26 protein-coding genes are annotated in these 24512 nt (G+C 58.4%); 14 read left to right on the forward strand and 12 right to left on the reverse strand.

Going from position 1 to position 24512, the window contains the following annotated elements; genetic code table 11:
- Window positions 1-119: 119 nt before the first annotated feature.
- Together AC13RE_RS21385 and AC13RE_RS21390 are read right to left on the reverse strand one after the other, a co-directional pair.
- Window positions 120-1373, reverse strand: coding sequence for an FAD-dependent oxidoreductase (locus AC13RE_RS21385; protein WP_488564407.1), 1254 nt, complete (start codon window positions 1371-1373; stop codon window positions 120-122).
- Window positions 1370-2179, reverse strand: a complete 810-nt coding sequence (locus AC13RE_RS21390; RefSeq protein WP_488564408.1) for a WecB/TagA/CpsF family glycosyltransferase — start codon at window positions 2177-2179, stop codon at window positions 1370-1372. The genes AC13RE_RS21385 and AC13RE_RS21390 overlap by 4 nt, the downstream gene beginning before the upstream one ends.
- A 521-nt stretch (window positions 2180-2700) precedes the next feature.
- On the opposite strand from AC13RE_RS21390, the gene AC13RE_RS21395 reads away from it, so the two are divergent.
- Window positions 2701-2958, forward strand: a complete 258-nt coding sequence (locus AC13RE_RS21395) for a GNAT family N-acetyltransferase (protein WP_488564409.1) — start codon at window positions 2701-2703, stop codon at window positions 2956-2958.
- Between the two features lie 27 nt (window positions 2959-2985).
- Here the strand turns inward: AC13RE_RS21395 and AC13RE_RS21400 are convergent, their stop codons facing one another.
- Window positions 2986-3612, reverse strand: coding sequence for a LysE family translocator (locus tag AC13RE_RS21400; RefSeq protein WP_488564410.1), 627 nt, complete (start codon window positions 3610-3612; stop codon window positions 2986-2988).
- Window positions 3613-3913: 301 nt separating this feature from the next.
- Between AC13RE_RS21400 and greA the strand changes: the two genes are divergently transcribed.
- The 3 genes from greA to AC13RE_RS21415 all read left to right on the forward strand — a co-directional run bounded on the left by greA (window position 3914) and on the right by AC13RE_RS21415 (window position 6596).
- A complete protein-coding gene (greA, locus tag AC13RE_RS21405) occupies window positions 3914-4396 on the forward strand; it encodes a transcription elongation factor GreA (protein WP_488564411.1) in 483 nt (160 codons plus the stop codon).
- 95 nt (window positions 4397-4491) lie between these two features.
- A complete protein-coding gene (locus tag AC13RE_RS21410; protein ID WP_488564412.1) occupies window positions 4492-5313 on the forward strand; it encodes a class I SAM-dependent methyltransferase in 822 nt (273 codons plus the stop codon).
- Window positions 5314-5429: 116 nt separating this feature from the next.
- Entirely contained in the window at window positions 5430-6596 is a 1167-nt protein-coding gene (locus AC13RE_RS21415; RefSeq protein WP_488564413.1) for an acyltransferase family protein, read from the forward strand.
- Between the two features lie 103 nt (window positions 6597-6699).
- Here the strand turns inward: AC13RE_RS21415 and AC13RE_RS21420 are convergent, their stop codons facing one another.
- Together AC13RE_RS21420 and AC13RE_RS21425 are read right to left on the reverse strand one after the other, a co-directional pair.
- Window positions 6700-7626 carry a cation diffusion facilitator family transporter gene (locus AC13RE_RS21420; RefSeq protein ID WP_488564414.1) on the reverse strand — a complete coding sequence of 309 codons (927 nt, stop codon included), beginning with the start codon at window positions 7624-7626 and terminating at the stop codon, window positions 6700-6702.
- Between the two features lie 156 nt (window positions 7627-7782).
- Window positions 7783-8655, reverse strand: a complete 873-nt coding sequence (locus tag AC13RE_RS21425) for a helix-turn-helix domain-containing protein (protein WP_488564415.1) — start codon at window positions 8653-8655, stop codon at window positions 7783-7785.
- Between the two features lie 123 nt (window positions 8656-8778).
- On the opposite strand from AC13RE_RS21425, the gene AC13RE_RS21430 reads away from it, so the two are divergent.
- Window positions 8779-10011 carry a cytochrome P450 gene (locus tag AC13RE_RS21430; protein ID WP_488564416.1) on the forward strand — a complete coding sequence of 411 codons (1233 nt, stop codon included), beginning with the start codon at window positions 8779-8781 and terminating at the stop codon, window positions 10009-10011.
- Window positions 10012-10040: 29 nt separating this feature from the next.
- Window positions 10041-10361, forward strand: a complete 321-nt coding sequence (locus tag AC13RE_RS21435; protein ID WP_488564417.1) for a 2Fe-2S iron-sulfur cluster-binding protein — start codon at window positions 10041-10043, stop codon at window positions 10359-10361.
- A 62-nt stretch (window positions 10362-10423) separates the two neighbouring features.
- Here the strand turns inward: AC13RE_RS21435 and AC13RE_RS21440 are convergent, their stop codons facing one another.
- From AC13RE_RS21440 to AC13RE_RS21455, 4 genes are all read right to left on the reverse strand, one after another.
- Window positions 10424-11470, reverse strand: coding sequence for an isopenicillin N synthase family dioxygenase (locus tag AC13RE_RS21440; RefSeq protein ID WP_488564418.1), 1047 nt, complete (start codon window positions 11468-11470; stop codon window positions 10424-10426).
- A gap of 293 nt (window positions 11471-11763) precedes the next feature.
- Window positions 11764-12597 carry a DUF1236 domain-containing protein gene (locus AC13RE_RS21445; protein ID WP_488564419.1) on the reverse strand — a complete coding sequence of 278 codons (834 nt, stop codon included), beginning with the start codon at window positions 12595-12597 and terminating at the stop codon, window positions 11764-11766.
- Window positions 12598-12941: 344 nt separating this feature from the next.
- Window positions 12942-13439: a P-loop NTPase family protein gene (locus AC13RE_RS21450; RefSeq protein WP_488564420.1), complete on the reverse strand. Its 498-nt coding sequence runs from the start codon at window positions 13437-13439 to the stop codon at window positions 12942-12944.
- Between the two features lie 123 nt (window positions 13440-13562).
- The gene (locus AC13RE_RS21455; RefSeq protein ID WP_488564421.1) at window positions 13563-14066 is read right to left on the reverse strand and encodes an NUDIX hydrolase; all 504 of its coding nucleotides are present in this window, start codon (window positions 14064-14066) and stop codon (window positions 13563-13565) included.
- 128 nt (window positions 14067-14194) lie between these two features.
- On the opposite strand from AC13RE_RS21455, the gene AC13RE_RS21460 reads away from it, so the two are divergent.
- From AC13RE_RS21460 to AC13RE_RS21470, 3 genes are all read left to right on the forward strand, one after another.
- Window positions 14195-14581 carry a VOC family protein gene (locus AC13RE_RS21460; RefSeq protein ID WP_488564422.1) on the forward strand — a complete coding sequence of 129 codons (387 nt, stop codon included), beginning with the start codon at window positions 14195-14197 and terminating at the stop codon, window positions 14579-14581.
- A 128-nt stretch (window positions 14582-14709) separates the two neighbouring features.
- Window positions 14710-15441: a phosphodiesterase gene (locus tag AC13RE_RS21465; RefSeq protein WP_488564423.1), complete on the forward strand. Its 732-nt coding sequence runs from the start codon at window positions 14710-14712 to the stop codon at window positions 15439-15441.
- A gap of 144 nt (window positions 15442-15585) precedes the next feature.
- Complete coding sequence (locus AC13RE_RS21470; protein ID WP_488564424.1) at window positions 15586-16539, forward strand: NAD-dependent epimerase/dehydratase family protein; 954 nt, start codon at window positions 15586-15588, stop codon at window positions 16537-16539.
- Between the two features lie 21 nt (window positions 16540-16560).
- Here AC13RE_RS21470 and AC13RE_RS21475 read toward each other — a convergent pair whose 3' ends face one another.
- Window positions 16561-17772 carry a TIGR03862 family flavoprotein gene (locus tag AC13RE_RS21475; protein WP_488564425.1) on the reverse strand — a complete coding sequence of 404 codons (1212 nt, stop codon included), beginning with the start codon at window positions 17770-17772 and terminating at the stop codon, window positions 16561-16563.
- A gap of 287 nt (window positions 17773-18059) precedes the next feature.
- On the opposite strand from AC13RE_RS21475, the gene AC13RE_RS21480 reads away from it, so the two are divergent.
- From AC13RE_RS21480 to AC13RE_RS21495, 4 genes are all read left to right on the forward strand, one after another.
- The gene (locus tag AC13RE_RS21480; protein WP_488564465.1) at window positions 18060-18767 is read left to right on the forward strand and encodes a TetR/AcrR family transcriptional regulator; all 708 of its coding nucleotides are present in this window, start codon (window positions 18060-18062) and stop codon (window positions 18765-18767) included.
- A 129-nt stretch (window positions 18768-18896) separates the two neighbouring features.
- The gene (locus AC13RE_RS21485) at window positions 18897-20054 is read left to right on the forward strand and encodes a Gfo/Idh/MocA family protein (protein WP_488564426.1); all 1158 of its coding nucleotides are present in this window, start codon (window positions 18897-18899) and stop codon (window positions 20052-20054) included.
- 12 nt (window positions 20055-20066) lie between these two features.
- The gene (locus tag AC13RE_RS21490; protein WP_488564427.1) at window positions 20067-21242 is read left to right on the forward strand and encodes a dihydrodipicolinate synthase family protein; all 1176 of its coding nucleotides are present in this window, start codon (window positions 20067-20069) and stop codon (window positions 21240-21242) included.
- Window positions 21243-21271: 29 nt separating this feature from the next.
- The gene (locus tag AC13RE_RS21495; RefSeq protein ID WP_488564428.1) at window positions 21272-22096 is read left to right on the forward strand and encodes a sugar phosphate isomerase/epimerase family protein; all 825 of its coding nucleotides are present in this window, start codon (window positions 21272-21274) and stop codon (window positions 22094-22096) included.
- 80 nt (window positions 22097-22176) lie between these two features.
- On the opposite strand, the gene AC13RE_RS21500 is transcribed toward AC13RE_RS21495, so the two are convergent.
- The gene (locus AC13RE_RS21500) at window positions 22177-23283 is read right to left on the reverse strand and encodes a branched-chain amino acid ABC transporter substrate-binding protein (RefSeq protein WP_132717879.1); all 1107 of its coding nucleotides are present in this window, start codon (window positions 23281-23283) and stop codon (window positions 22177-22179) included.
- A 1-nt stretch (window position 23284) separates the two neighbouring features.
- Window positions 23285-23650, reverse strand: a complete 366-nt coding sequence (locus tag AC13RE_RS21505; protein WP_488564429.1) for a hypothetical protein — start codon at window positions 23648-23650, stop codon at window positions 23285-23287.
- A gap of 32 nt (window positions 23651-23682) precedes the next feature.
- Between AC13RE_RS21505 and AC13RE_RS21510 the strand changes: the two genes are divergently transcribed.
- Window positions 23683-24510: an aminoglycoside phosphotransferase family protein gene (locus AC13RE_RS21510; protein ID WP_488564430.1), complete on the forward strand. Its 828-nt coding sequence runs from the start codon at window positions 23683-23685 to the stop codon at window positions 24508-24510.
- Window positions 24511-24512: the final 2 nt, after the last annotated feature.

A 24512-nucleotide genomic window follows, 5' to 3' on the forward strand; every position in this document is an offset into this window, starting at 1 on the left:
GCCTAAAACTGCCATGATGAACTCCGTACTATTATCGATACAGAACTGCGTTGTTCACGTTATAACTATTTTTTCTAGTGAATATTTCTCGAAGCAGCGTTTCTTGCTTGTCATCCCAGCTATGCCACGGATTTAGAGGTCAGCACAGCGGATCGCAGCGCAGATCTGGTGCGTATCGTCTTGAGCTGATGAAGCTTTGCGGCGAGAGCAGGACTTATGCTTTCGATGCCGTATAGGATGCGTCGCCGCGTGAAATGGAGCTGGCGGCGCAGACGCCACCCGACATCGGTTTTCGCGGTCAGATTGAAGTGGCGATCGGCCATTTGCGCCGAACCGATATCCATATCAGCCTTTTCCGCGTCGTCGTAATAGGCGGCGATCCTGGTATGATCGATAGCGGTTTCTGTCATCCATTGCGGGACATATGTGCGGCATAGGCGCTCAACATCGGTCAGAAGCCGGCTGACGCCGAGGCCGGTCGCCGGGCAGGAGGTCAGATAGGCGTCTCCGATGAGCACGACACCGTCCTGTCGGCAATTCTCGGCCAGCGTAATCTCGGTGAGCCAGCTGTCGATCCTGCTGGCAATCTCGAAGTCACCAAAATGATCGACGAGTGATGGGAAGGTGGCGATGAGCGCCTGCTTTGGATCGTCATGCAGTGACCTGACCCAGGAATCTCGTGGATCGCGAAAGAGGAAAAGATTGGCTCGTGTTGCATCGGCGACCGGAAATAGATCGAGACGATCGATGCCGTCACCGTCTCCATGATAGCTCAGGGCTGTATGGCGAAATCTATTGGATTGCAGCGGGCGAATGTTGAAGCCGAATGCGAGAGAGCGCCTTTCGCCGATCGATTTGTGCGAAATGCCAAGATCCCTGTGGAGCATATCCCCCATCCCGGTTGCTAGCACTAATAACCGGGCAGTCAGTTCATCCTTGCCGAGAATTGAAATCCGCTGTTGCTTGGCGCTCGTCCGCAAGCCGGTGACCTGACCGACGACGAAATTCACCGTCTCCGGTAATGCCGCGCGCATCGCGCCAATGAGCCTGTTGTAGAAAAAGCCATAATGCTGGCCGTGTGTCCGATCCAATATGCGCCCCCTATGCAGATTGACGATGTCGTCGAAGGGGGCCGCAACCTTGAATAGCGGCGCGAGCAATTGAAGCTGCTCGAGTTTTTCGATCTCTTCACGACCGATTTTCTCAACGCGGAACTCCTGCGGAAAGACGCGATGACGGTCGATGAGCGTCACCCGATATCCCGCTCGGCCGAGCAGGCAGGCGGTAAGCGTGCCGGAAAGCCCGCCACCGACGATGGCTATGTCGGTGTCCGTTTCGGTGGCCGACGGTTCGGGATATCGCTTGTTCATCATTTCGAATACCTCAGGATCGCGTAGATGGCGTAAGGATTGGTCGTCAGATAGCGCCAGAACAGGCGGCGGGGTTCCATCAGCATGCGCCAGAACCACTCGAAGCCGGCCCGTTGGATCCACATGGGCGCTCTCTTCGTTTTCTCCGCCAGATGGTCGAAGAGCCCGCCTGAGGTCTTGATGACGCCGACATTGGCAAGCCGCGCGGCAAAATCGTGCACGAATATCTGCTCGCGCGGAACACCAAGGCCGATCCATAATATGTCGGGAGCAAGCGCGTTGATTTCATCAAGTTTCTGCTCCAGGGCTTCCCCCGCAAGATAGCCGTGGCAATGACCCACGATGCGCAGGCTGGGATAACGGGTTTGCACGGCGGCGACGGCCTGATGGTTTGCGGTCTCGCTTGCTCCCAGGAGATAGAAGCTCACGCCCTTTCTTTCGGCCAGTTCGGCAACATCATGGAACAGGTCGGTCGTTGCCACGCGCTCGGGGAGCTGTACTCGGCAGAGCAGGCGAGAGGCCATGACGAGGGGTTGGCCGTCAGCCAGGATCTGATCGGCTTCCTTGAAGAGTTTGGCGATATTGGCATCGGCATGAACGCGCGCGACGACCTCGCCATTGGCTGATGTAAAGTAATAGGGCCGGCTGTCGCGGCGGCGGCGGCGCGCCACATCGATCATGAAGGAAGCGGCATTGCGCCGATCGACGACGGTGATGGGTAATCCGCCGATCAGCACGCTTGGAAGCACAAGAGGATAATCTTGAGCGGGAATGGCGGCTGCGTGTTCGGGCGCGTCGGCCGGCTGCATTTGGCTCTCCTGATTTGAAATCTGCTTTTCGGAAACAAGATGTGCACGAGTGGCCTCTGCCTCGCTGAGGTCTGATTTCTCGGCGCTATTGTTGATTGAGTAAGCTCTTTCTGAATAATTTTGAGAGTCTGTACCAATATCTTGCACATCCATTACCTCCGATTGCGTAATGGTTAGCTAATATTGGTTGGAAAGTTAAGGCGTTTATTAGTATTCAGTTAATATGTAAATTTCTAAATAAATAATTTTCGTATAAACTGAACTTCTTTCCGGACTGGATTGCCTAGGAAGAAACGGATATTTTTGAAATAATTTCAGAGGCTTGATTGCTCGCAAGTGATTCCGTTCGCTCGGGGTAATAGGAGTGATGATAGCGTTTTCGCGGGTGCGAAGGAGTGGGTCGGCAGAGCTTCCTGTCAAAGTGACGCTGTCGCCGCCTGCCGGATCCAAACGGAATACGACCTTGGCGTTAGCGCATTTTTGGGCAGCGATACGACGGAGATGCTGGAGCCGTCCGGTGAGTGCAATCATTGAGATTGCAGGGTGCATCCTCCAGCAGGCGGCAGACGGGATTTGCCGAGCTTGGCGGCCATCCCGATTTTCAGGGGCGCGGCCTCGGCGCCTTGCTCTTCCATTTCGCGGTTGGCGAGATCGCGGCCTGCGGCGAGACCGCCTATCTGCATACTACGAATGCGCCGGCCATCGCTCTTTATGAAGCGATGGATTTTCGCATCCGCTCGGAGATAAACTTGTCAGTCATCAAGCGGCAGCCGGTTTGATTTTCCGGTAGCCGCCGTAAGGGCGGGTTACTGCTGCTGCAGCGCGAGCCTCAGACCCAAAGCCATATAGATCGTGCCGATGACCTTTCCCTGCCATCGGCCGATCGTGCGGTTACGGCGCAGCCAGCCACCGATCGAGCCGGCGCCGACCGCCAGAAGCGACGTGACGCCGATGCTGAGGATGACGAAAATCGCTCCCAGCAGCGCGAATTGCCCGATGACGGACCCACTTTCCGGATGAATGAACTGCGGCAGGAAGGCCAGGAAGAAAAGCGCTGTCTTCGGGTTGAGGATCTCGGTGAAGAAACCCTGGCGAAACGCACGCATAGGGGTGATGGCATGCGCAGTCGGCAGATCGATGCTGCCGCTTTTCTCGACAAAAGCCTTGAACCCCAGATAGATCAGATAGATGACACCGGCATATTTGACGATCTCGAAGGCCAGTGCGGACGTGGCGAGCAAGGCCGACAACCCGAAAGTCGCCATCATCGTATGGAAAAGATCGCCGGCAGCGATGCCGATGCCGGTTGCCAATCCCACGCGCTTGCCGCCGCTGACCGCTCTGGCGAGCGTGAGCAATGTAGCAGGCCCAGGAATGACCATCAGGCCCAGTACCACCACCATATAAGTCGTCAAAACACCGAGGCTGACCATCGATCTCTCTGAAATTGCGTGCCGCGGCAAAACCCTTCGGCAACATGAAAACTTGATATCAGCTATTGTTAGCTGGTTTGAAGATTAATCGATCTGAAGACCCTTGCAACAGCCATGTCGGGTTCGGGCCTCTTTCGGCGTGCTGGCTTTCCAGCGGTCGTTCTATTCCTCCGGCATAGTCATCTGGTCTATAGTACGGGGCTGATTTGCTTCCCGTCGTTCAAGACAGATCGTCGAACTTGTCCATTGAAAGGACTTCGCCGGGGGATTGCAAGGTTGTAGCTCGCAATGGAGTTTGAAGTTGAGCACTGCGTTCATGAAGGAAGAAAGCGCTGAGACGGCCGCTGAAACCGTGCTGCCCGACCGGCCGATTTCTCCACATCCAAACCTCGTCACGGAAGCGGGGTTGAAGGCTCTGGAATTTCAGCTTCAGGAGGCGCGCAAAGCCTATGAAACGGCAAGCGCCATCGAGGATATCAACGAGCGCCGCCGGCAGACGGCCATTCCCTTGCGCGATGCCCGTTATTTCGCGGAAAGGCTGCGAACCGCCGAAGTCGTTACGACGCCCACCTCAACCGAGATCGTCGCTTTCGGAAGCAAGGTAACCTTCAGCCGTGAAGATGGCCGCGTGCAGACGTACCGTATCGTCGGCGAAGATGAAGCCGATCCGAAGGCAGGGTCGATTTCCTATGTGTCGCCCGTTGCACGATTGTTGATGGGGAAGAGGGTGGGAGATGTCATGAGCCTTGGCAATGACGAGCTGGAAATCATCGCGATCGAATAGCCTCTCCGGTATTTGGGGCTCTTCAGAGCCTGAATGACGTGTCTGCCGCGATATGCTAATATTACGGTCTATCAGGTGCGCAGCGGGTGATGGCGATGTTGGAGGCAGACAAGATATTTGCCGGCTCGATTCCGGAAAATTACGACCGCTATATGGTGCCGTTGATTTTCGAGCCTTATGCGGCAGACATTGCACGACGCGCCGGATCTCTTAGGCCGCGCGCAGTGTTGGAAATTGCCGCAGGCACCGGAGTTGTCACCCGCGCCTTGGCGCCGAAACTATCCTCCGATGCAAGCTACGTCGTCACCGACCTCAACCAGCCGATGCTAGATTATGCCGCTTCGCGACATCAACCGGACGGGCGCATCACTTGGCGGCAAGCGGATGCCATGGCGCTGCCGTTCGAAAATGCGGCCTTCGATCTCGTCGTCTGCCAGTTCGGCGCGATGTTCTTCCCCGATCGCATCTCGGCCTATCGCGAGGCAAAGCGCGTTCTGAAATCAGGCGGACATTTCCTGTTCAACGTATGGGATCGTATCGAGGACAATGTTTTCGCCGACGACGTGACGAAGGCGCTGGCACGGATTTTCCCGAACGATCCGCCACGTTTTCTGGCGCGCACGCCGCACGGATACCACGATGTAGACCGGATCCGCAGCGATCTCGAGGCTGCCGGTTTCTCTGAAATCGTGATCGAAACGAGGGCAGAGCAGAGCCGCGCGTCCTCACCGCGCATTCCGGCCGTCGCCTATTGTCAGGGAACCCTGCTTCGCAACGAAATCGAGGCCAGGGAAGCGGGGAAGCTGCAGGCCGCGACCGACTATGCAGCCGCCGCGATCGAAGCAAGACATGGCAGCGGCGAAGTTGCGGCCAAAATTCAGGCGCATGTCATATTGGCGACCGCGGGTGAAGCTTAACTGAAGAATAACTATAATTTAAAGCAGCGCTGCGCAATTATGCAGGCAGCGACGAGTTGTTATATCGTTTTGGATAGAAAATGCGCGATCCAAGACGATATTTGCCGAGATTTCCGGTGAGGTTTTATAGAAAAATACTTGAGGATGGGGATGCTAGCCGCGCTGCCAGCAAATCCGCCCACACGCTCGTGAATCTCCAGGTATTGCGTGCGCTCGCCGCCTCTTCCGTGGTTGTTGCCCATGCCTTGCACGAGACGGGCATGCTGGCGGCAGCAACGGGACGTGCAGTGGTCGATGGCTCTGCATGGAATCTCGGTTTCGGCGTCGATATATTTTTCGTCCTCTCCGGCTTCATCATGACCCATACGAGCGCGTCGGAATTCGGCAAGAGCGGCGCTTCGCTCCGCTTCTTCCTGCGGCGCTGCGCACGTGTGATTCCGCTTTATTGGCTGCTGACGAGCGTCATGTTGCTTGGCGCGCTTGCAGCCCCCACGCTCCTTGCCGTTCCTATCGGTTCCATATCCCATGTCCTGGCATCCTTTTTCTTCATTCCGTCCGGGCGCGGCGTCGATGAGATCAGGCCGGTGCTCGCACTCGGCTGGACGCTGAACTACGAGATGCTGTTTTACGTCTTTTTCGCTGCGGCACTTCTGCTGCCGATACGATTGGGCGTCTTATGGCTGTCGGTTCTCATGGTCGGAATGGCGCTCGTCGGAAGGCTCATCGATCCCCAGCATGTGCAGATAGCATTCTGGACGAACCCGATCATTCTGGAGTTCCTCTTCGGCGTCTATGTCGCCTTGATTTTCCGCAGCGGAGCAAGGATCGGCGGCGGCTGGGCACTTGGGCTGGCAGCCATCGGGCTCCTCGGCTTCGTACATGTCTCGACGCTTTGGAACGATGCGGCCCTGCCGCAATTCCTGCGAAGCGGTGTGCCTGCTGCTTTGTTCGTCCTCGCGGCCGCGATCGGTCCCATCCTGCCTCAAAGGCGGCTCGTCCTTTGGGGTGTCGCGCTCGGGGATGCCTCCTATAGCCTCTATCTTGTCCATCCCTTCATCCTGCGGCCGCTGCGCGCGCTATGGGAGAAAGTGATCGGGGCAGGGCTTCCTCTCGGACTGTTCGTCGTTTTTGCGACGCTTGTCGCCGCCATGTTTGCCAAGGCGCTTTTCAGATATGTCGAGAGGCCGCTTACGACCCGCGTTCAGGGCCTTGTGCTTCGCTCTCCACGGAGCAAGCAGACAGCGGTCGCTCCTCTTTCGCGAGCTGATACTGAGAGCGCCTGATCTTTTCAGCGGGTGCTCTTGCCAGATTGCCTCGGCATTTGCGCATCGCGGCTTGGTCGATCTTCGCTCTGTAGTGTCGGTAGACTGGCGGGTGCGGCGGCGCTTAATCGGCCCATTCCGGATCGGTCGTAAATGCAATCGTCAGCCAGCGGTCCGGGCCTTCGCCACCGATCGCTTCGCCGATCTCGTCACGGATATGGTCCCATTCCTCCAGCTTCTTCGCCGGCCCGTTTGGCGGCACGATGAAGTAAAGCTCGATCTGCCTGCCGCGCCCGACGCGCGCGACATAGGAGCGGTAGGACAGGAAATTGTAGCGTTGAACGATCTCTGCAGCCACACGGTCGACATGGTCCCGAAGATCCGCGGGCGTCACGAGCAGGATATCGGCGAATGCCTGCTTGATCGTTCCGACCGGCATGGGAATGACGATGAGGCAGACGAGAGCCAGGGCGACGGGATCGACATAGGGCGACATCCACTGCAGCTTCGTTCCTTGGATGAAGAAGCCGAAGATGAAGGCGAGGAGCAATGCGGCGCTGAGGCTGCCGGTCATCACCCAGGCCTTGGCATCCAGTGCAATGAAGTTGGATCCGATGGTCTTGTTCGCTCGCGTTGCATAGGCGGCCATCAAGAAGGCGATGATCATGGTCAGGACGGCATAGATGATGGCCTGATCGAAAGAAAGATGCCGTCCGCCGCTCATGATGCTGCCGACGGCGTTGATCAAGGCATAGACGGCTGCTCCCGTCAGCAGCACGCCATTGAGGCCGAGCACCATGGGCTCGAGATGCCAGAAACCCATGGTGAAATGCTTGGCGAATTTGCCGGCGGCGGTTGTGTTTGTCGCCGAAGATACGATCAGATTAGAAACGACTAGCGCAATGATCGTCATGCTCGCATCCGTGAGTGCGTAGATGCCGTCGAAGACGATTGCATAGGAGCCGGAGAGAAGGCCGAAGACAATGCCGGCAACGGCGAGAACGAACGTCACGATAATGGAAATGCGCAGAACGCTTTGTTCGGTCGTCATTTTTCGATCCCTGGCTAGGGCGCGGCGTTCGTTTCGGAAAGACGCGGGTGTGAGCTGTCGCAACTCTTAGCCCGTCATATGCGCCGCGCCAATCGGGTTAACTATGTCGAGGAGCCTTTGGCTCAGAAACCGAGAGGTATTTGATCTCTCATGCCTCTATGGCCTCGCGCTCCGGCCCTGCCGCCTGAACTCGCTGGGAGTGACGCCGACCAGCTTCTTGAAGTCGCGGGCAAAGTGAAAGGGGTCGGGATAGCCGCATCGGGCGGCTATCCGGCTGATCTGCTCGTCCGTTACGACCAGCAACGGCTTTGCGGCATTCACACGCTCATGGCGCAGCCAATCCAGAGGCGTCGTTCCCATCCTCTGGCGAAAGCGGCGGAACAATTGCGCCTGGCTTAGGTTGGCGGCGATCGCGAGGTCTTCTATCGCCCAGGGGCGTGTCAGGTCGGCGCGAACCAATTCCATGACCCGTTGCAATCGTTGTGCGGAGGCGCTGAGTTCGCTGCTTTCGGCGCGCTCGGATATAAGGAATGAAATCAACTGTGCCAGCAGGGCAAAGCATCTGTTGTCAGCAAGAAAGCTGCCCGTCTCCACTTCCCGCAGGATACCTTCGAACAGCGCCTTTGGATCGCGGGTGTTGGCCGTGTTGAAGATCGGATTGCCGATCACGCCGAGACTGTCGAACAAGATATCGAGCCCATATCCTGTGAAGCCCAGCCATAGATAGGACCAGTGCGAATGGTGCGGCTCGCAACGATGCGAATAGAGCATCGAGGAATCGAGCCAGGCGATCGTCCCCTCATGCAGCAAGCTCGAAACCCCATTGACCTGCAGCCGGCCTTTTCCGCTGAGAGTAAGGATCAGGGTGTGATGGTTGAAGCGATGGGCGATCGGTGTTTCTGCAGGCGTGCAGATCCGGCGCCCGGCGGCGAGAAGCGTGTAAGGGAGCGCCCGGGACAACTTGCCCGGAGTCTGAAAGAAGACGTCGTCGAGAGGGAGGGTTTCTGGTAAAATCGCTTCATGGGTCATGGCGACTTAACTCTATTTCGGAATGAGAGTTTTATCCATATGGCTGCGGCTCGCATCCATGTCCTTTCGTCGTTTGACGCTGTATTCTATGGCCGATGAACCAGATTGGATGAGGTCCTCATCATGCCGATGGCAACTCCAGTATTCGATCCGCTCTCGCAGGCGTTTACGGACGATCCCTATGCGTCTTACCGCGTGCTGCGCGCCAGCCCGGGTCCGGTCTACTATGAGCAGTTCGACATATGGCTGCTGTCGCGCTATCAGGATGTGGCTGCCGCTGCCGCCGACAAAACGCTCGTGCGGTCTCTCGAATTCTTTCTCTCACCCGAGGAAATACGGGAGCAGAAGGTTCGGCAGAACTGGCATGACATGCCGAACCATTCCCGTTTCGTCCAATTCAGCCTGCTGGATTCCGATGGCGAAACCCACGACCGTCTACGCCGCAAGGTCTTTCGTGAATTTACGCCTGCGCTCGTCGCGCGCCAGCGCGGCATGATACAGGATTTCGTCGACCGTCTGCTCGACCGTCTCCTGCAGGCAGATACGATCGATTTCGTCGAGGATCTTGCTTCGCAGGTTCCGGGCCACATTATCGGTTCGGTGCTAGGCGTGCCGGAGGAATATGCCGGGCAACTGCGCAAGTGGTCGGAAGACGTCGTGCAATATTTCGACGTCGATCGCAGCGCGGAGCGCAAGGCGATCGCCGAACGTGCGACGACGGAGTTTTACGAACTTCTCAAGGAACTTATTACCGAGCGCTTAAGCACGCCGCGCGACGATCTTCTCTGTCGGCTGACCGAGGCGCATGCCGCCGGCGAGCTTACCGAAGACGAACTCGTTTCCACTTGCATGCTGATCCTCATGGCCGGGCACGGCTCGACGATCGATGTGCTGGGCAGCGGCATGCATGCTTTGCTGCAATATCCCCATGCTTTGAAGATGTTGCGTGAAACGCCGGCGGTAATGTCGAGCGCCATTCAGGAGATGTTCCGTTTCGAGTCGCCGCTGCCATTCTTCCATCGCTATCTGACCGAGGAAAGGACGATTGCCGGCAAGCTGTTGCCAAAGGGTACGAAGATCGGTCTGCTCTATGGCGCGGCCAATCGCGATCCCGAACAATTCGAGTCGCCTGACGAGTTCGACGTCGGGCGCACGCCCAATCGCCATCTGGCGTTTGGCGGTGGCGCGCATTTCTGTCTCGGCAATCATCTGGCCCGGCTGGATATGGAGATCATTTTCTCGACGCTTCTGCAGCGCACTCGCTCGATCGAACTGCTGGACGACAATCCCGCCTATAAGCGCGGCTTGTCGGTGCGCGGACCGAAACGTCTGGACATTCGCCTCATCGCCGCATGAGCGGATTTGCCGAAAATATGGAGAATGCAATGTGTGAAATCGTGTTCATCGATTCCGCCGGCCGCGAGACGCGCGTCCAGGCACAGGAGGGCGAGACGCTGATGTCCGCCGCCGTCAGGAGCGGCATCGACGGCATCGTGGCGCAATGCGGCGGCGCCTTGGCCTGCGGCACCTGTCACTGCTACATCGAGCAGCCTCATCTCGATCGTCTGCCATCGCCTTCCGAGGAGGAAGCGATGATGATCGAATTCGTGATGGAGCCGATGCCGAACAGCCGGTTGAGCTGTCAGATCCTCGCAAGCAATGTCGTCGATGGCATGCGGGTGATCGTGCCCGATAGCCAGCACTAGGAACCAGCTTCGAGAGGAGGTGGTCGATATAGCGACCTCACCTCGATCTTGATGGATCCGGCCTAAACCAACTGCTCCGATGCCAGGAGATCGGCATAGTGAGCTCGGGCCACATCCGGATGGGAGCGTAGCCGGCTCTTCAGCTGGTTCTGGCCAACTTCACGGAAGATCGGGTTCAGGGGATCGACCGAGATGCCGCGTTCCGATCGCTTCAACTCTTCCGGCAGTTCGATGACCGGGATGGTCGCATCCGGACGGGAGCCCAGGAAGAAGGCGACGGAGAAGCGCTCGACACTGGCAGGCGGTGCGACGACGTCATGCACATCGGCGCGCACGAAGCCGTTTGTCGCAAGCTCGAGCAATTCGCCGGTATTGATGACAAAGGTGCCCGGAACCGGCGGCGCATCGATCCAGACGCCGTCTTCCGTGCGCACCCGCAGACCGGGCACGGTGTCCTGCAACAGCACGGTGACGAAGCCGCCATCCTTGTGAGCGCCGACGCCCTGATCCGTTTCGGCGACATCGCGGCCTGGATAACGGATGATCTTCAGAAGCTGCGAGGCCTGCGGCTCATAGATATCGGCAAAAACGTTTTCCGCCTGGCCGAGGGCCGCTGCGATCGCTTTCAGAATATCGATGCCGATACGTGTCACCTCTGCCTGATAGGCCAGCAGCAGGGGTTTGAGTTCCGGCAAGGCTTCCGGCCACTGGTTCGGCCCCTGCAGCTTCCGCCATGCCGGCGTATCCGGGCCCATCTCGAAGGGTGCGCTTTCGGTGTTGATGTCGAGCTGCTCGCGCCAATCCTGTTCGCCGCGGGTACGCTCCTGCCCGGCACGATTGTAGCCGCGGAAATGGGGCGACTTCACCATCTCGATCTTGAGTTTTTCTTCGAGCGGCAATGCAAAGAAACGCTTCGCCGTCGCAACGACATCGGCAATGAGTTGGGGGTCGACGCCATGGCCGGTTAGATAGAAGAAACCATGGTCGTAGAGCACTTTGCGAAGCTCCGCGACGAATGCCCGGCGTTCCGAGGGCGAGGCGTAGAAGCGCTGGAGATCGAGCGTGGGCAGTGATGTCTTTATGCCTGATGGCGTGGTCTGAACGGTCAACGTGGTTTCCTCTTTCAAGGTGATTTTGTCGGGGCTTTTCACTGGCAACCCTGTTCTTCAGACCGAGGCTAGAATCCATGAGGCAGGAAGGCAAAGAAGATAATCTCAAAGATTGCGGATTTGCTGGAATGGGTTTTTGCGGCAGCCGTTCTTGCGGGAGCCGCTCGCTTGAAGAGTCCTGCGGCTCTGGTTCGGGCCAATTTTTAAGCGATGTATTCGGCCCGTCGCCGCTTTAATTCTAGTGAGCCTCTTGCCGGTATCGCGACGTCTCGGTACCGGCAAGAGAGAGGTACTCAAGCATCGATGATGTAGACGATTTCAAAGGTCGAAGGATCTACAATCACAATCCGGCCATCTGCCAGAACGAAGAAGCGGTACGCTTTGTACTGAGGGATGATTTCGACAATTCTCGGCGGTAACGGCTGCAGCTCGATCTTCCGAGGAATTCTCGTGCCGACCGATACCGTGAAGTCGGTCTCGCGAATAGGCGCGACGTGTACTTCCTTGACGACTTGGCGAATCTGCGTCTGCTGCTCGACGGACACCTGCACTTGGGTATTCGACTGTTTGCCTGTCGTCGTGGTTTCGCTGCTGGTTGTACCCTGCTCACCGTTACTTGCCGGCTTGTCGGGAGATTTAACGGTATTTCCCGAATTCCCTGCAGATCCGCCTTTTGTATTGACGCCATTCTGGTTTTCGCCGGACTGATTTGTACCGTTGGATTGAGGAGTGGTCGTATTGTTCATTGACCCGCTCTCGGTACCCTTTTTGCTTTTCGTCTCATTGTCGCGCTGCTTAAGTGTCCCCGATTGATCCGTTGATCCGCTGTTCGTCGAACTGCCATTTTGAGTATCGTTCGACATCGAACCTTGGCTATTCGGCGTGGATTGCCCTGAAGGCTGATCAGCGGAGCTACCGGTTCCCGACTTTGTACCTGTTGTCGAAGTACCCGTCGTCAAACCGCGGTTCGAAGCTCCCGAGTCTGGCTGGGCGGGCTGTTTGCTATCGTGCGTCGTCCCGCTCTTCGGGACGATCGGGTTATCCTGTGCGTTTGCGGGCGCTGTGCCTATGAACGAAACGCTTATGGACAAAGCCGCTATCATAGCAGCGAGTGCGTTGGTTTTCATGATTTGCTCTTTCCTGTTTACGATCAAAGGGCGGCGCTTTTCCGCCGCTATGAAACGAACACAGCTGCAATTGCCGTGTTCCCGCGCTGGGGCTTCGGTCGGAACAGCGCCCGACTAAAGTCCAGACAGGAGTTTTTCGACAGCGATATGGGGAGCTGGCTCGCTCACATTGGATCAACCGAGCCGTAGTTCCATCGCAAAATGGTCATCGGCGCGCGAAGCCTCGGTGCTTCAGCAATTCGAGGAGGTGAGCATTGCGGCGCGACAGAGGAGAGCACGCACAGAGGAGAACAATGAGTGTGTTGTTCCGAACATATTGATTGCATGAACAGCCTCGCGGCCATTTAGATCAATTCTTTCACGAGCGCATCCAATTCGTCGACGCTCCGGATGAGCGTGAGCCTTTTTCCGCTGATTTCAGCTTCGATACACATGCGGCGTATATCCGGCATCCAGTCCTGTTCGATTTCCCATATGGTCCGAAACAGATCCCGCGTCGGCGGCATGGCTGACAATCCACCCGGTGTATGCTCGAGGTTGCCTGACTGCCAGGCAATCTGCCGCTCGGCTGCGAGCCAGAAATGCATCCAGAGGGGCATGTCGACGAGAATGATCTTGGTCGCGCGATCTATCCTGGCCGGAATGGAATTTCGGTGTCCCAGGCCGTCGATGACCCAATCGTCTTCAGAAAGGATTCGTTCGTGCTGCGCGACATAAGTTTCAAGCGGTACAGGAACCCAGCCTTCCTGCCAAAGCAGCTTGTCGATCTCGAAATGAGGTATCGCGTGGCGCTCGCCCAATTTGCGGGCGAGGGTGGATTTTCCGCCTCCTCCATTTCCCAAGATGGCGATGCGCAACATTAGCTAATGACCTGTAGATAGGAGCTGCCGGAAAACCTGACGAGTATGCTTACAAGTTCATGACGCTGATCCGTTGCGATTGCAATCCATGCCTGATGTTGGTGATCAAGCAGCATCGCGACGGACAAAATGCTGGACACCGGGGGGATTGATGTCGATCAGCCTGCGTATGGTTGGCGGCACCAAGGCGAACCGATCGAGCGCCGCCTGCGTGGCAGGCGCCCAGCGAAATTCGAGTTCGGCGCTGCCGTCCCGTACCCGATGCACAATGTCCGTTTCGTGAAACGGCAGCGGCTGCAGCAATTCCGCTTCATAATAGAAACCGACTTCGTGAATGCGTCGCCCGGCAAATTCGAAGAAATTCTCGATGATGAAGCGCAGGGCGCCAACCGTGGCCTTGCTATCGATTTCCTCTTCGATCTCGCGGGCAAGCGTTTCGGCACCCGCTTCATGAAATTCCACCCGCCCACCGGGCAAGGACCAGAAGCTGTCCGTAAGCGCACGATGAATGAGGATATGGTCGTTGGAGCGGATCAATGCGCCGGCACGCAATTGAAAGCGGGATATTCCTGAATCCATAACGATCATGGTTCGTGCGGCTTCTGCCATGGATGGCCTCCGATTGTGCGGCGATGGGAAATCATGTGCCGGATATCGGCTCCGGTTCCGAGATATAGCAAAGCAGTTTAAAGGTTGTTTCTTTCTGTCCATTTTTCTGATTCAAGCGGGTCCCGGCGATGCGTTTCGTAAATCCAATCCCCTTTGTCAGTGATATCGGGCGCTCGAAGGCGTTCTATGGCGATCTGCTGGGCCTCAGGATCTTGCACGACTTCGGCAACTTCGTGCTGTTCGAGACCGGCTTTGCGATCCATGACGGAAAGTCGCTGGAGAAAACGGTCTGGGGCGCGAATGGTGAAGCATCCGAGCCCTATGGGCGGCGGAATATCCTCCTCTATTTCGAACATAAGGACGTCGATGCGGCATTCGAAGCGATAGCGCCGCATGTCGATCTCATCCATCCCATCGAGAGGCAGGAATGGGGGCAGCGCGTCTTCCGTTTCTACGATCCGGACGGCCATCCAGTGGAGATCGGCGAGCCGCAGTTGGACATGATGGGCGGTTGATCCTTGCTACCGTTAGCTTATGCAAGAGGGGAACGCGATCGCAGCATGTTCTGCCATTTGAGCCGTTTTAGCTGCGCGTGAACCCAAGACAATGTATGGTCTGTGCACATCATAATGAAACGGATCTCATGCTTATCGCCCAAATTAGCGACATTCATGCTAACCCCACGAATGATAGCATAGCGCGACTTGACCGTGTTGTGTCATGGTTAGCGGTCCTTCAACCGGATTTGCTGGTGGTATCGGGTGATCTGATCGACGGGAATTGGCCCGAGGGCTATGGCCTCTTATCGGCATCGCTACATCGTCTTGCCTGTCGATCATTGATCCTGCCAGGCAACTCGGATGATCGAGCCGTCATGCGGGCGATCGTGCCGCAGACAGAACATTGGCACGACCGATCGGCAATGCATTTTTTCGAACCCTGTGGCGGGGCTCTCATAATCGGGCTCGACACCTGCGTGGATGGCGAAGCCTATGGTGACGTCACACAACATCTTTCCTGGTTGCGGCAGGCGCTGGCGCGTAGCTCGGATAGCACGTCGTTGCTTTTCACCCATCATCATGTGTTCCCTTGCGGTATTTCCGCGTTGGATGCGGTCATGTGCAAGGGCACCCGCGCCTTGGCGGATCTGCTGGTAAGCGGCATCAGACCGCCGGCCGCCATTTGCAGCGGTCATGTTCATCGCAGCATGTCGAGTCTGTTTGCTGGCATTCCGGCTCATATATGCGGTTCCGTGTGCCCCGCCAATCCTCTCATGCTCGATGCATCCCGCACGCCGCCAGCAATGGACCCTCCCGCCTTGATGATACACGATTTGAGGCATGGTCATCTTGTCAGTAGCCATGTTCCCGTCTGAAATGGCAGCAAAGACAATGATGAATGTCTTTTTGCATCATCGGAGGGGATGACAAAACCGCTTGCTCTCCTATTCTCATCGGCCAGATCACGTCTTGAACGTCAGCCGCCGCCGGCGTTCGATCTCGACCATTGGGAGGATATCATGACGCGCACGGTGATTATCGGTGCAACGGGCCATGTCGGCACCTATCTGGTGCCGCGGCTGGTCGAGGCCGGGCATGAGGTGGTGGCGATCAGCCGCGGCCAGGCCAAGCCCTATTCGCCGAACAAGGCATGGAGCGAAGTGGAAATGCTGGCGATGGATCGTGCTGCCATGGAGAAGGATGGCAGCTTCGGCCCGGCCATTCGTGCCTTGCAGCCGGATATCGTCATCGACATGATCTGCTTCACGCTCGACAGCGCAAGGCATCTGACAGAGGCGCTCACCGATCATGTCGGCCATTTCCTGCATACGGGCACGATCTGGACGCATGGATTTTCGACTGTCGTCCCGACGCCGGAAGAGGCGCCGAAGCGGCCGTTCGGCGACTATGGCATCCAGAAAGCTGCGATCGAAGCGCATCTGCTTGAGGAGGCGCGGCGCAGGGGATTTCCCGCAACCCTGATCCATCCCGGCCATATTGTTGGCCCAGGCTGGGAGCCTCTCAATCCCGCCGGGCATTTCAACCTGTCGGCGTTTTCGACATTGGCGCGCGGTGAAACCCTCGTCCTGCCGAATTTCGGCCTGGAGACGGTTCACCATGTCCATGCCGATGATGTCGCGCAGATGTTCATGGGTGCGATCGCCAATTGGCGGGTTTCGACGGGAGAGGCTTTCCACGCGGTTTCGAGCGGTGCGTTGACGCTCAGAGGCTATGCCGAAGCCATGTCGCGCTGGTTTGGGCATGAGCCGAAGCTGAAATTTCTGCCTTACGAAAAATGGGCGGAAAGCCAGTCGGCGGAAGATGCGCAGGCGACCTGGGAACATGTCGCCCGAAGCCCGAATTGCTCGATCGCCAAAGCCGAACGGCTACTCGGATATCGGCCGCGCTATACGTCGCTGCAGGCCGTTCAGGAAGCGGTCGCCTGGCTTATGGAGAACGGCCGGGTCGGCTGAGAGGCCCGGCTTTAAGCCCGGTCACCGGTCTTTGAGCCAGGCGTCCATGCCCTTGGCTGCCGCATGCCCAGTCGCAAAGCAGGCTGTCAGAAGATAACCGCCGGTCGGCGCCTCCCAATCGATCATTTCTCCGGCGACGAACATGCCGGGGAGCTTCTTCAGCATGTATCTTTCGTCGAGCCCATCCCATCGGATGCCGCCGGCGGACGAGATGGCCTCGGCAATGGGTCTCGGCCTCAGCAGCGGAATCGGCAGGGCCTTGATCAGGCGGGCAAGCATTTCGGGATGCGAGAGAACGGCGGGTTCGGCAAGCTCGCGCAAAAGACCCGCCTTGACGCCCTCGATGCCGGCGCCCTTGCGCAGGCGATTGGAGAAACTGGCCTTGGGATCCTGCCGCGCCAGATCGCGCGCCAAACGCTCCTCGTTGCGTCCGGGCGCCAGATCGACAATGAGCGAGGCCTCGCCCTTTTTTGCCAACCGGTCGCGTAGCGCGGCCGCATGCGCGTAGACCAGACTGCCCTCGATCCCCGTTTTCGAGATGACGAATTCGCCGGGCAAAGTCCCTGCCTGCGATGTCGCCGTTACCGCCTTCAGTGGCTCGCCAGCGAAGCGTTCGCTGAATGTTGCGCTCCAGGTGACGTCGAAACCGCAATTGGCCGGTTGAAACGCGGCGATATCGATGCCTTCGCCCCGGAGCCAGCTGACCCACGCCGCATCCGAGCCCAGCCGGGCATAGCTTGCCCCACCGAGCGCGAGCAGAACGGCGTCATGACGCACAAGTTCGCGCCCCTTTGGCGTCTCAAAGACCAGACTGCCGTTCTCGAAGCCGCACCAGCGATGCCGCGTCATGATGCTGACATCGCGTGCTTCCAGCCTTGCCAGCCAGGCCCGCAGCAGCGGCGATGCCTTCATGACTTTCGGGAAGACGCGGCCGGACGAGCCGATGAATGTTTCCGTTCCCAGGCCTTCCGCCCAGGCTCTGATGTCATCCGGCTGGAAATCGTCAAGCGCTGCGCGCAATCGGGACGAGGCCGCGCCGAAGCGGGTGGCAAAGACCCCGTAGTCTTCCGAATGCGTGATATTGAGGCCGGATTTTCCGGCCAGCAGAAACTTGCGTGCAACTGTCGGCATGCTGTCGTAGATCACGATGCGATGGCCCAGCTGCGATAAGGTCTCTGCCGCCATCAACCCGGCAGGGCCACCGCCAATGATTGCGATTTGGTTTCTGGTCATGCTCGCCCGATGCTGCTTTCCTGTTGCTCTCTAAGGCCTGATCGGGCCCGAAAGCAAGATCGCCACCATATGCTTGCTCAATCGGGGCCTTCATCTGGATGGTTCGATAGCGGCGGCAATCGCCTGTTTCAGGTCGTATCCCAGCCGCAATCGGTTTTAAATCGATATAACCATATGGTTACTATCGCCTCTGATTCACCGGGGGCTGTCAACTTATGCGATGATCGGTTACTTATCGGCGTGAGGATGGGCCGCATAAGCCTTATGAAATGCCGCCGGGAGCCATGATGTCAGAAGCCAAGACCGTGAAGCGCAGCGCAAAGAGTGCAGACCCTGCGGATGCAAAGCAAACCACCTCGCGCGCGGCTTCGGAGCGACCCCGTCTCAGGGATGCGGAGCGTACCAGCAAGGCCATTCTGGCGGCCGCAACCAAGGAGTTTGCAGAGCGGGGCTATGGCGGAGCCCGCGTCGATGCCATCGCCGAACGGGCGAAAATCAACAAGCGGATGCTCTATCACTATTTCGGCGGCAAGGATGCGCTCTATGTCGCCGTTTTGGAAGGCAGCTATATTGCTATTCGCTCGGCGGAGGCGCGACTCGATCTCTCGCATCGCTCGCCCGCCGATGGTATGCGGGAGCTGGTCGTCTTCACCTGGCAATATTTCCTGGATCATCCGGAGTTTCTGGGGATTCTCAGCACGGAAAACATGCATAAGGCCCGCTTCCTCAAGCGTTCGGCGCGCATTTTCGAGCTACACTCGCCGCTGGTGTCAGAGATCTCCGGCCTGCTCGATCGCGGCGCGGCGACAGGCGTATTCCGCAGCGATTGCGATCCGGTGAAAATCTATATGAGCATTGCGGCCCTCGGTTCATTTTTCCTGACCAACCGCTGGACGCTTTCCACGATCTTCCGCCGCAACCTCTCGGACAAGAGCGAAATCGATGCCTGGGGCGAGCATATCGTCGACGTGATTTTCGCCTATCTGCGTCCCTAAAATCCTTAAGGTAACAAGCTCCGCAACGATGGATGATTGCCGCTGCGGCCATTGACGATGGCCGTTGACAGCATCGGCTCGCCGTGTCAGTTATGTAACTATATAGTTATTTACGGGAGGAAGAAACTCATGGCAACGAAGCCGATCGGCATCATCATGCACGGCATTACCGGCCGCATGGGCTATAACCAGCATCTCGTGCGCTCCATCCTGGCGATCCGCGAACAGGGCGGCGTTCTTCTGTCGAACGGCGACCGGCTGATGCCCGAGCCGCTGCTTGTCGGCCGCAATGCCGAAAAGATCGAGGCGATTGCCCGCAAGCATGGTCTTTCGAAGACGACGACCGATCTTGATGCCGCTCTTGCCGATCCCAATAATACGATCTTCTTCGACTCCGGTTCGACGCAGATGCGCGTCGAGCTTCTGGAGAAGGCGATTGCCGCCGGAAAGCATGTCTATTGCGAAAAGCCGATCTCAGAGACGCTGGAGGAGGCGCTCTCGGTTGCAGCCTCTGCCGAGCGCCGCGGCGTCAAGAACGGTGTCGTCCAGGACAAGCTGTTCCTGCCCGGGCTGCGCAAGATCGCCATGCTGCGCGACAGCGGCTTCTTCGGCAAGATCCTCTCCGTGCGCGGCGAGTTCGGCTATTGGGTTTTCGAAGGCGACTGGGGCGTGAAGGCACAGCGTCCCTCCTGGAACTACCGCAAAAAGGACGGCGGCGGCATGATCCTCGATATGCTGCCGCATTGGCGTTACGTGCTCGACAATCTCTTTGGTGAAGTCAGGTCGGTCAGCTGCCTCGGCGCGACCCATATTCCAAGCCGCGTCGACGAGAATGGCAACAGCTATGTCGCCGATGCCGACGATGCCGCCTACGCCACGTTCGAGCTCGAAGGTGGCGTCATCGCCCACATCAATTCCTCCTGGGCAGTGCGCGTCCGTCGCGACGATCTCGTCACTTTCCAGGTCGACGGCACCCACGGATCGGCCGTTTGTGGGCTGATGCGCTGCTGGACGCAGCATCGGGTCAACACGCCGAAGCCGGTCTGGAACCCCGATCAGCCGCAGCCGATCAATTTCTTCGATACCTGGGAAGAGGTGCCGGACACCCAGGCTTTCGACAATGGTTTCAAAGCGCAATGGGAGCAGTTTCTGTGCCATGTCGCGGAGGATGCGCCGTGGAAGTTCACGCTGCGCGAGGGCGCCAAGGGCGTGCAGCTGGCGGAGCTGGCACAGAAGAGCTGGGCAGAGCGTCGCTGGGTCGACGTTCCCTCCCTTTCGGCCCGCTAGGAGGCTGGTCTCATGGAGAGAAGCCTTCACTTGCCAAGGGCGGATGGCACCATTGCCGCCTTCACGCCCGTCAATGAGCCGTTGATCGCGCCTGTAAAGCCGGCGGGTGGTCATCACTTCAATCGCGTGGCCTATGCTGCCGCGCATGTCGTGGTCGATGCGCTTGCGGACAACGATCCCTGGCTTGACCGTAATATCGACTGGGAGCGCACGATTGCCTTTCGCGAATATCTCTGGGGCCTCGGCCTCGGCGTGGCGGAGGCGATGGATACCGCCCAGCGCGGCATGGGGCTCGACTGGAGCGGCGCAAAAGAACTGATTGCGCATGCGCAGTCGGCCGCCCGTGGCCGGTCGGATGCGGTGATCGCCTATGGCGCCGGCACCGATCATCTGCAGCCCGGCGCCGATGTCACGATCGATGACGTCATTCGCGCCTATGAGGAACAGATCGCCTATGTGGAAGGGCAGGGCGGCCGTGTCATCCTGATGGCGAGTCGGGCGCTTGCCGCCGCCGCCAAGAGCCCGGATGATTATATCCGTGTTTACGACCGCATTCTCGGTCAGGTCAAAGAGCCTGTCATCATTCACTGGCTCGGCTCGATGTTCGATCCGGCGTTGGCGGGCTACTGGGGATCGGCCGATGACATGCGGGCCATGGAAACCGCGACCGCGATCATCAACCAGAATGCGGCCAAGGTGGATGGCGTGAAGATTTCGCTGCTGTCGGCAGAGAAGGAAATCGTCATGCGCCGGCGGCTGGATCCGTCGGTCAAGATGTATACCGGTGACGATTTCAACTATGCCGAACTGATCGCGGGTGACGATCAGAGCTATTCGCATGCCTTGCTTGGTATCTTCGACGCCGTCGCGCCGGCCGCAAGTGCGGCGCTCGCAAAGCTTGCTCAGAACGACCTCGACGCCTTCCATGAGATCCTGGCGCCGACCGTCCCGCTATCGCGCCATATCTTCAAGGCGCCGACGCGCTTCTACAAGACAGGCGTCGTCTTTCTTGCTTACCTCAATGGTTTCCAGAACCATTTTCAGATGCTCGGCGGCCAGCAGAGTGCCCGATCGATCCAGCATCTTTCAGAGCTTTTCCGTTTGGCGGATGCGGCGCGCGTGCTGCGCGACCCGGATTTGGCGACCTATCGCATGAAGACGATCCTTGCCACCGTCGGCATTGAATAGCGGAAAAGGGACCGGGGGAGGAGATCACGATGGCCATAGAGGGTCTGTCCATCAACCTGGCGACGGTGCGCCAGCAATATGATATGCGCCAGGCCGTGGAAGCCTGCCTGAAGCAGGATATCGTCGCGATCGCTCCCTGGCGCGATCAGGTGCATAAGATCGGCCTTTCCGAAGCCGCCCGCATCGTTGCCGACAACAGGCTGAAAGTCACCGGGCTTTGCCGCGGCGGCATGTTTCCTGCCGCAGATGCCGAGGGTAGGGCGGCGGCAATCGACGACAACAAGCGGGCGATCGACGAAGCGGCGGCGCTGAATGCCGATTGCCTGGTTCTCGTCGTCGGAGGCTTACCAGAGGGATCGAGGGATATCGTTCACGCCCGCGAGATGGTGGCCGATGGTATCGCCGCGATCCTGCCGCATGCGCGTAGCTCCGGAATTCCGCTCGCGATCGAGCCGCTGCATCCAATGTATGCGGCCGACCGCGCCTGCGTGAACACGCTGGAGCAGGCGCTCGACATCTGCGATCTTCTGGGCGAAGGCATCGGTGTCGCGATTGATGTCTACCATGTCTGGTGGGACCCGAAGCTTTATCAGCAGATCGCGCGCGCCGGCGCCGGCGGCCGTATTCTTGCGCACCACATCTGCGACTGGCTGGTGCCGACCACGGACCTGCTGCTCGATCGCGGCATGATGGGTGACGGCGTCATCGACTTGAAGCGCATCCGCGCCGAGATCGAGAAGGCCGGCTTTTTCGGCCTGCAGGAGGTGGAAATATTCTCTCAGAATAATTGGTGGAAGCGGCCGGGTGAGGAGGTTCTCTCCACCTGCATCGAGCGCTTCCGCACCGTTTGTTGAGTGGCAGTACCCCAGGATCGGCAACAAAAAACCGGGCCAGCAAGTGGCCCGGTTCCATTCCAAAGCGATGACCTAACGGCTTATTCGGCCGAAACGATCTTGCCGCCTTCCCACTTGTAGAGCGAGAAGCTCTGCGAGGTCAGGTCGCCGGTTTCGCCGTAGGTGACCTTGCCGATGACGGTGTCGATTGGCTCGCCCTTCTTCAGCGCAGCGCCGACAGCTTCGGCGTCATCCGCCTTGCCGGCCTTTTCGATGCCGGCCTTCAGCACCTGCACGGCAGCATATGCATTCAGCGTGAAGGCTTCAGCTGGGATGTTGCGGGCCTTGAGGGCGGCGACGGCGCTCTGCGAATCCGGGTTCTTCAGCGCGTCAGACGCATTCGTGAAGAGCGTGCCGGCCGCGGAATCGTTGGCGATCGCCCAATATTCCGTGTTGGACAGGCCGTCGCCGCCGATGATCTGCGCCTTGACGGAGATGTCGTGCAGCTGGCGGGCCAGAAGACCTGCTTCCGGATGATAACCGCCGAAGTAAATGACTTCGACGCCAGCCTGCTTCAGCTTTGTCGTCAGCGCGCTGTAGTCCTTTTCGCTTGGGGTCAGCGAGTCGTTGACGACTTCGGTGATACCGCCCTTGTTGATCGCTGCCTTGAAGGCATCGGCCAGGCCCTTGCCGTAGGCGCCCTTGTCGTTGAGGATCGCGATCTTCTTGTCCTTGAAGTTCTTCACCACATATTCGCCGGCAACGACGGCCTGTTGGTCATCGCGGCCGCAAGTGCGGAAGACGTTCGTCAGGCCGCGATTGGTCAGGTCCGGAGCTGTTGCCGTCGGCGTGACCATCAGGATGCCATTTTCGGCAAGCGCGTCGGAAACCGGAATAGCGACGCCCGAGGTCACCGGGCCGACGACGAAGCGGATGCCGTCGCCGACGAAGCTGTTGGCGACGGATACGCCCTGCTTCGGATCACCGGCGTCATCGCCGAGCTTCAGAACGAGCTTCTGGCCGAGAACGCCGCCGCTCTTGTTGATTTCTTCGATAGCGGTCTGCGCGCCATTCTTGACCTGCTCGCCATAGGCAGCGACCGGGCCGGTCAGCGGCGCGATGAGGCCGATGGTGATGTCCGCATGCGCGAGAGGTGCGAAGGCCAGCGAAGCGACGAAGGTCGCGGCCGTCAATGTCTTCAGACTCATGTTAGCTCTCCTTGGATAGGCGCGGCAGCGCCCTTTGAACCCGCCCGGAATCGCCTGTCTCGACGCGCAAACTGCCGTAAGGCGTTCTTTTGGAGAAGACAGAGCTGATATCGAAGCCGATGGGCGCTTTCGGACATTTTTTGATCTCGAACGCGCTCATAAGGGTATTTTGTGTAGGAATATTGGGACGATTCCGCAAGAAAATAACCGTCCCGAAGACAATTTTAGCGTTTTTTCGAAAATTTTGACGAGGGATGGTTGTTGCCTGCCTGCCGACAGGACCTAGGTGATAGAGTGGCAAGGCGAGGTGGATCTGAAAATGGAAATCTTCATGCCGCGGATCCACATAAGTCGCGGCGCCTGTCATGGCGCGGCTCGGGCCAGGGAGATCAGCATAGCGTGAACGAGAATGACGATTCAAAGGTCTATTTTGACACCTGGCGGCTGATCCCCGATGGCGATCCGATCGTGACGCATTCCAGCCGGCTTTTCCCCGTGCGCCGTGACGGCGAGCCAGCGATGCTGAAGATCGCGGACGCGCCGGAGGAGAAATCGGGTGCCGAGCTCATGGTCTGGTGGAATGGCATTGGTGCTGCGCGCGTTCTCGAACACCAGGACCATGCTATCCTGCTCGAACGGGCGACAGGCAGCCGCTCACTTGCCGAGATGGCAAGGAATGGCGAGGACGACGAGGCAAGCCGGATCATCTGCAAGGCCGTCGCTGGGCTTCATGCCTCTCGCGGGGGCGCATTGCCGCAATTGATCCCGCTTGTCCACCGGTTTCGTTCGCTCGAAGCGATGGCTCACTGCGAAGGTGGTATCTTCATCCAGTCCGCAGTTATCGCCCGCAAACTGCTGTCGCAACCCCGCGATGTGGTAGCCCTGCATGGCGATATTCATCACGGCAATATTCTGGATTTTGCGGGGCGAGGCTGGCTTGCTATCGATCCCAAGGGGCTGGTCGGCGAGCGCGGTTTTGATTACGCGAACCTCTTCTGCAACCCCGATAATGCAGTCGCGACAGCTCCGGGCCGCCTTGGGCGCCAGCTCAATGTCGTCTCGGAGGCGGCAGGGCTGGATCGCTTCCGCCTGCTGCAATGGATTGTTGCCTGGGCAGGACTCTCGGCTGCGTGGCTGGTCGAAGACGGCCTCGACGAGGACGTTCCGGCTGCAATCCAAAGGGCGGAGATCGCTGCGGGGGAACTCGACAGGGTCGGCACTGCTTGAGA

The sequence above is a fragment of the Martinezella sp. CNPSo 3959 genome, assembly GCF_057784355.1.

Excerpts from the sequence above, each read along its gene's own strand:
- AC13RE_RS21490 (WP_488564427.1), top strand. The coding sequence starts at position 20,067 with ATGGAGAGAAGCCTTCACTTGCCAAGGGCGGATGGCACCATTGCCGCC.
- AC13RE_RS21455 (WP_488564421.1), bottom strand. The coding sequence starts at position 14,066 with ATGGCAGAAGCCGCACGAACCATGATCGTTATGGATTCAGGAATATCC.
- AC13RE_RS21500 (WP_132717879.1), bottom strand. The coding sequence starts at position 23,283 with ATGAGTCTGAAGACATTGACGGCCGCGACCTTCGTCGCTTCGCTGGCC.
- AC13RE_RS21400 (WP_488564410.1), bottom strand. The coding sequence starts at position 3,612 with ATGGTCAGCCTCGGTGTTTTGACGACTTATATGGTGGTGGTACTGGGC.
- AC13RE_RS21390 (WP_488564408.1), bottom strand. The coding sequence starts at position 2,179 with ATGCAGCCGGCCGACGCGCCCGAACACGCAGCCGCCATTCCCGCTCAA.
- AC13RE_RS21495 (WP_488564428.1), top strand. The coding sequence starts at position 21,272 with ATGGCCATAGAGGGTCTGTCCATCAACCTGGCGACGGTGCGCCAGCAA.
- AC13RE_RS21430 (WP_488564416.1), top strand. The coding sequence starts at position 8,779 with ATGCCGATGGCAACTCCAGTATTCGATCCGCTCTCGCAGGCGTTTACG.
- AC13RE_RS21435 (WP_488564417.1), top strand. The coding sequence starts at position 10,041 with ATGTGTGAAATCGTGTTCATCGATTCCGCCGGCCGCGAGACGCGCGTC.
- AC13RE_RS21425 (WP_488564415.1), bottom strand. The coding sequence starts at position 8,655 with ATGACCCATGAAGCGATTTTACCAGAAACCCTCCCTCTCGACGACGTC.
- AC13RE_RS21480 (WP_488564465.1), top strand. The coding sequence starts at position 18,060 with ATGTCAGAAGCCAAGACCGTGAAGCGCAGCGCAAAGAGTGCAGACCCT.
- AC13RE_RS21470 (WP_488564424.1), top strand. The coding sequence starts at position 15,586 with ATGACGCGCACGGTGATTATCGGTGCAACGGGCCATGTCGGCACCTAT.
- AC13RE_RS21485 (WP_488564426.1), top strand. The coding sequence starts at position 18,897 with ATGGCAACGAAGCCGATCGGCATCATCATGCACGGCATTACCGGCCGC.
- AC13RE_RS21475 (WP_488564425.1), bottom strand. The coding sequence starts at position 17,772 with ATGACCAGAAACCAAATCGCAATCATTGGCGGTGGCCCTGCCGGGTTG.
- AC13RE_RS21410 (WP_488564412.1), top strand. The coding sequence starts at position 4,492 with ATGTTGGAGGCAGACAAGATATTTGCCGGCTCGATTCCGGAAAATTAC.
- AC13RE_RS21445 (WP_488564419.1), bottom strand. The coding sequence starts at position 12,597 with ATGAAAACCAACGCACTCGCTGCTATGATAGCGGCTTTGTCCATAAGC.
- AC13RE_RS21460 (WP_488564422.1), top strand. The coding sequence starts at position 14,195 with ATGCGTTTCGTAAATCCAATCCCCTTTGTCAGTGATATCGGGCGCTCG.
- AC13RE_RS21385 (WP_488564407.1), bottom strand. The coding sequence starts at position 1,373 with ATGATGAACAAGCGATATCCCGAACCGTCGGCCACCGAAACGGACACC.
- AC13RE_RS21420 (WP_488564414.1), bottom strand. The coding sequence starts at position 7,626 with ATGACGACCGAACAAAGCGTTCTGCGCATTTCCATTATCGTGACGTTC.
- AC13RE_RS21465 (WP_488564423.1), top strand. The coding sequence starts at position 14,710 with ATGCTTATCGCCCAAATTAGCGACATTCATGCTAACCCCACGAATGAT.
- AC13RE_RS21505 (WP_488564429.1), bottom strand. The coding sequence starts at position 23,650 with ATGACAGGCGCCGCGACTTATGTGGATCCGCGGCATGAAGATTTCCAT.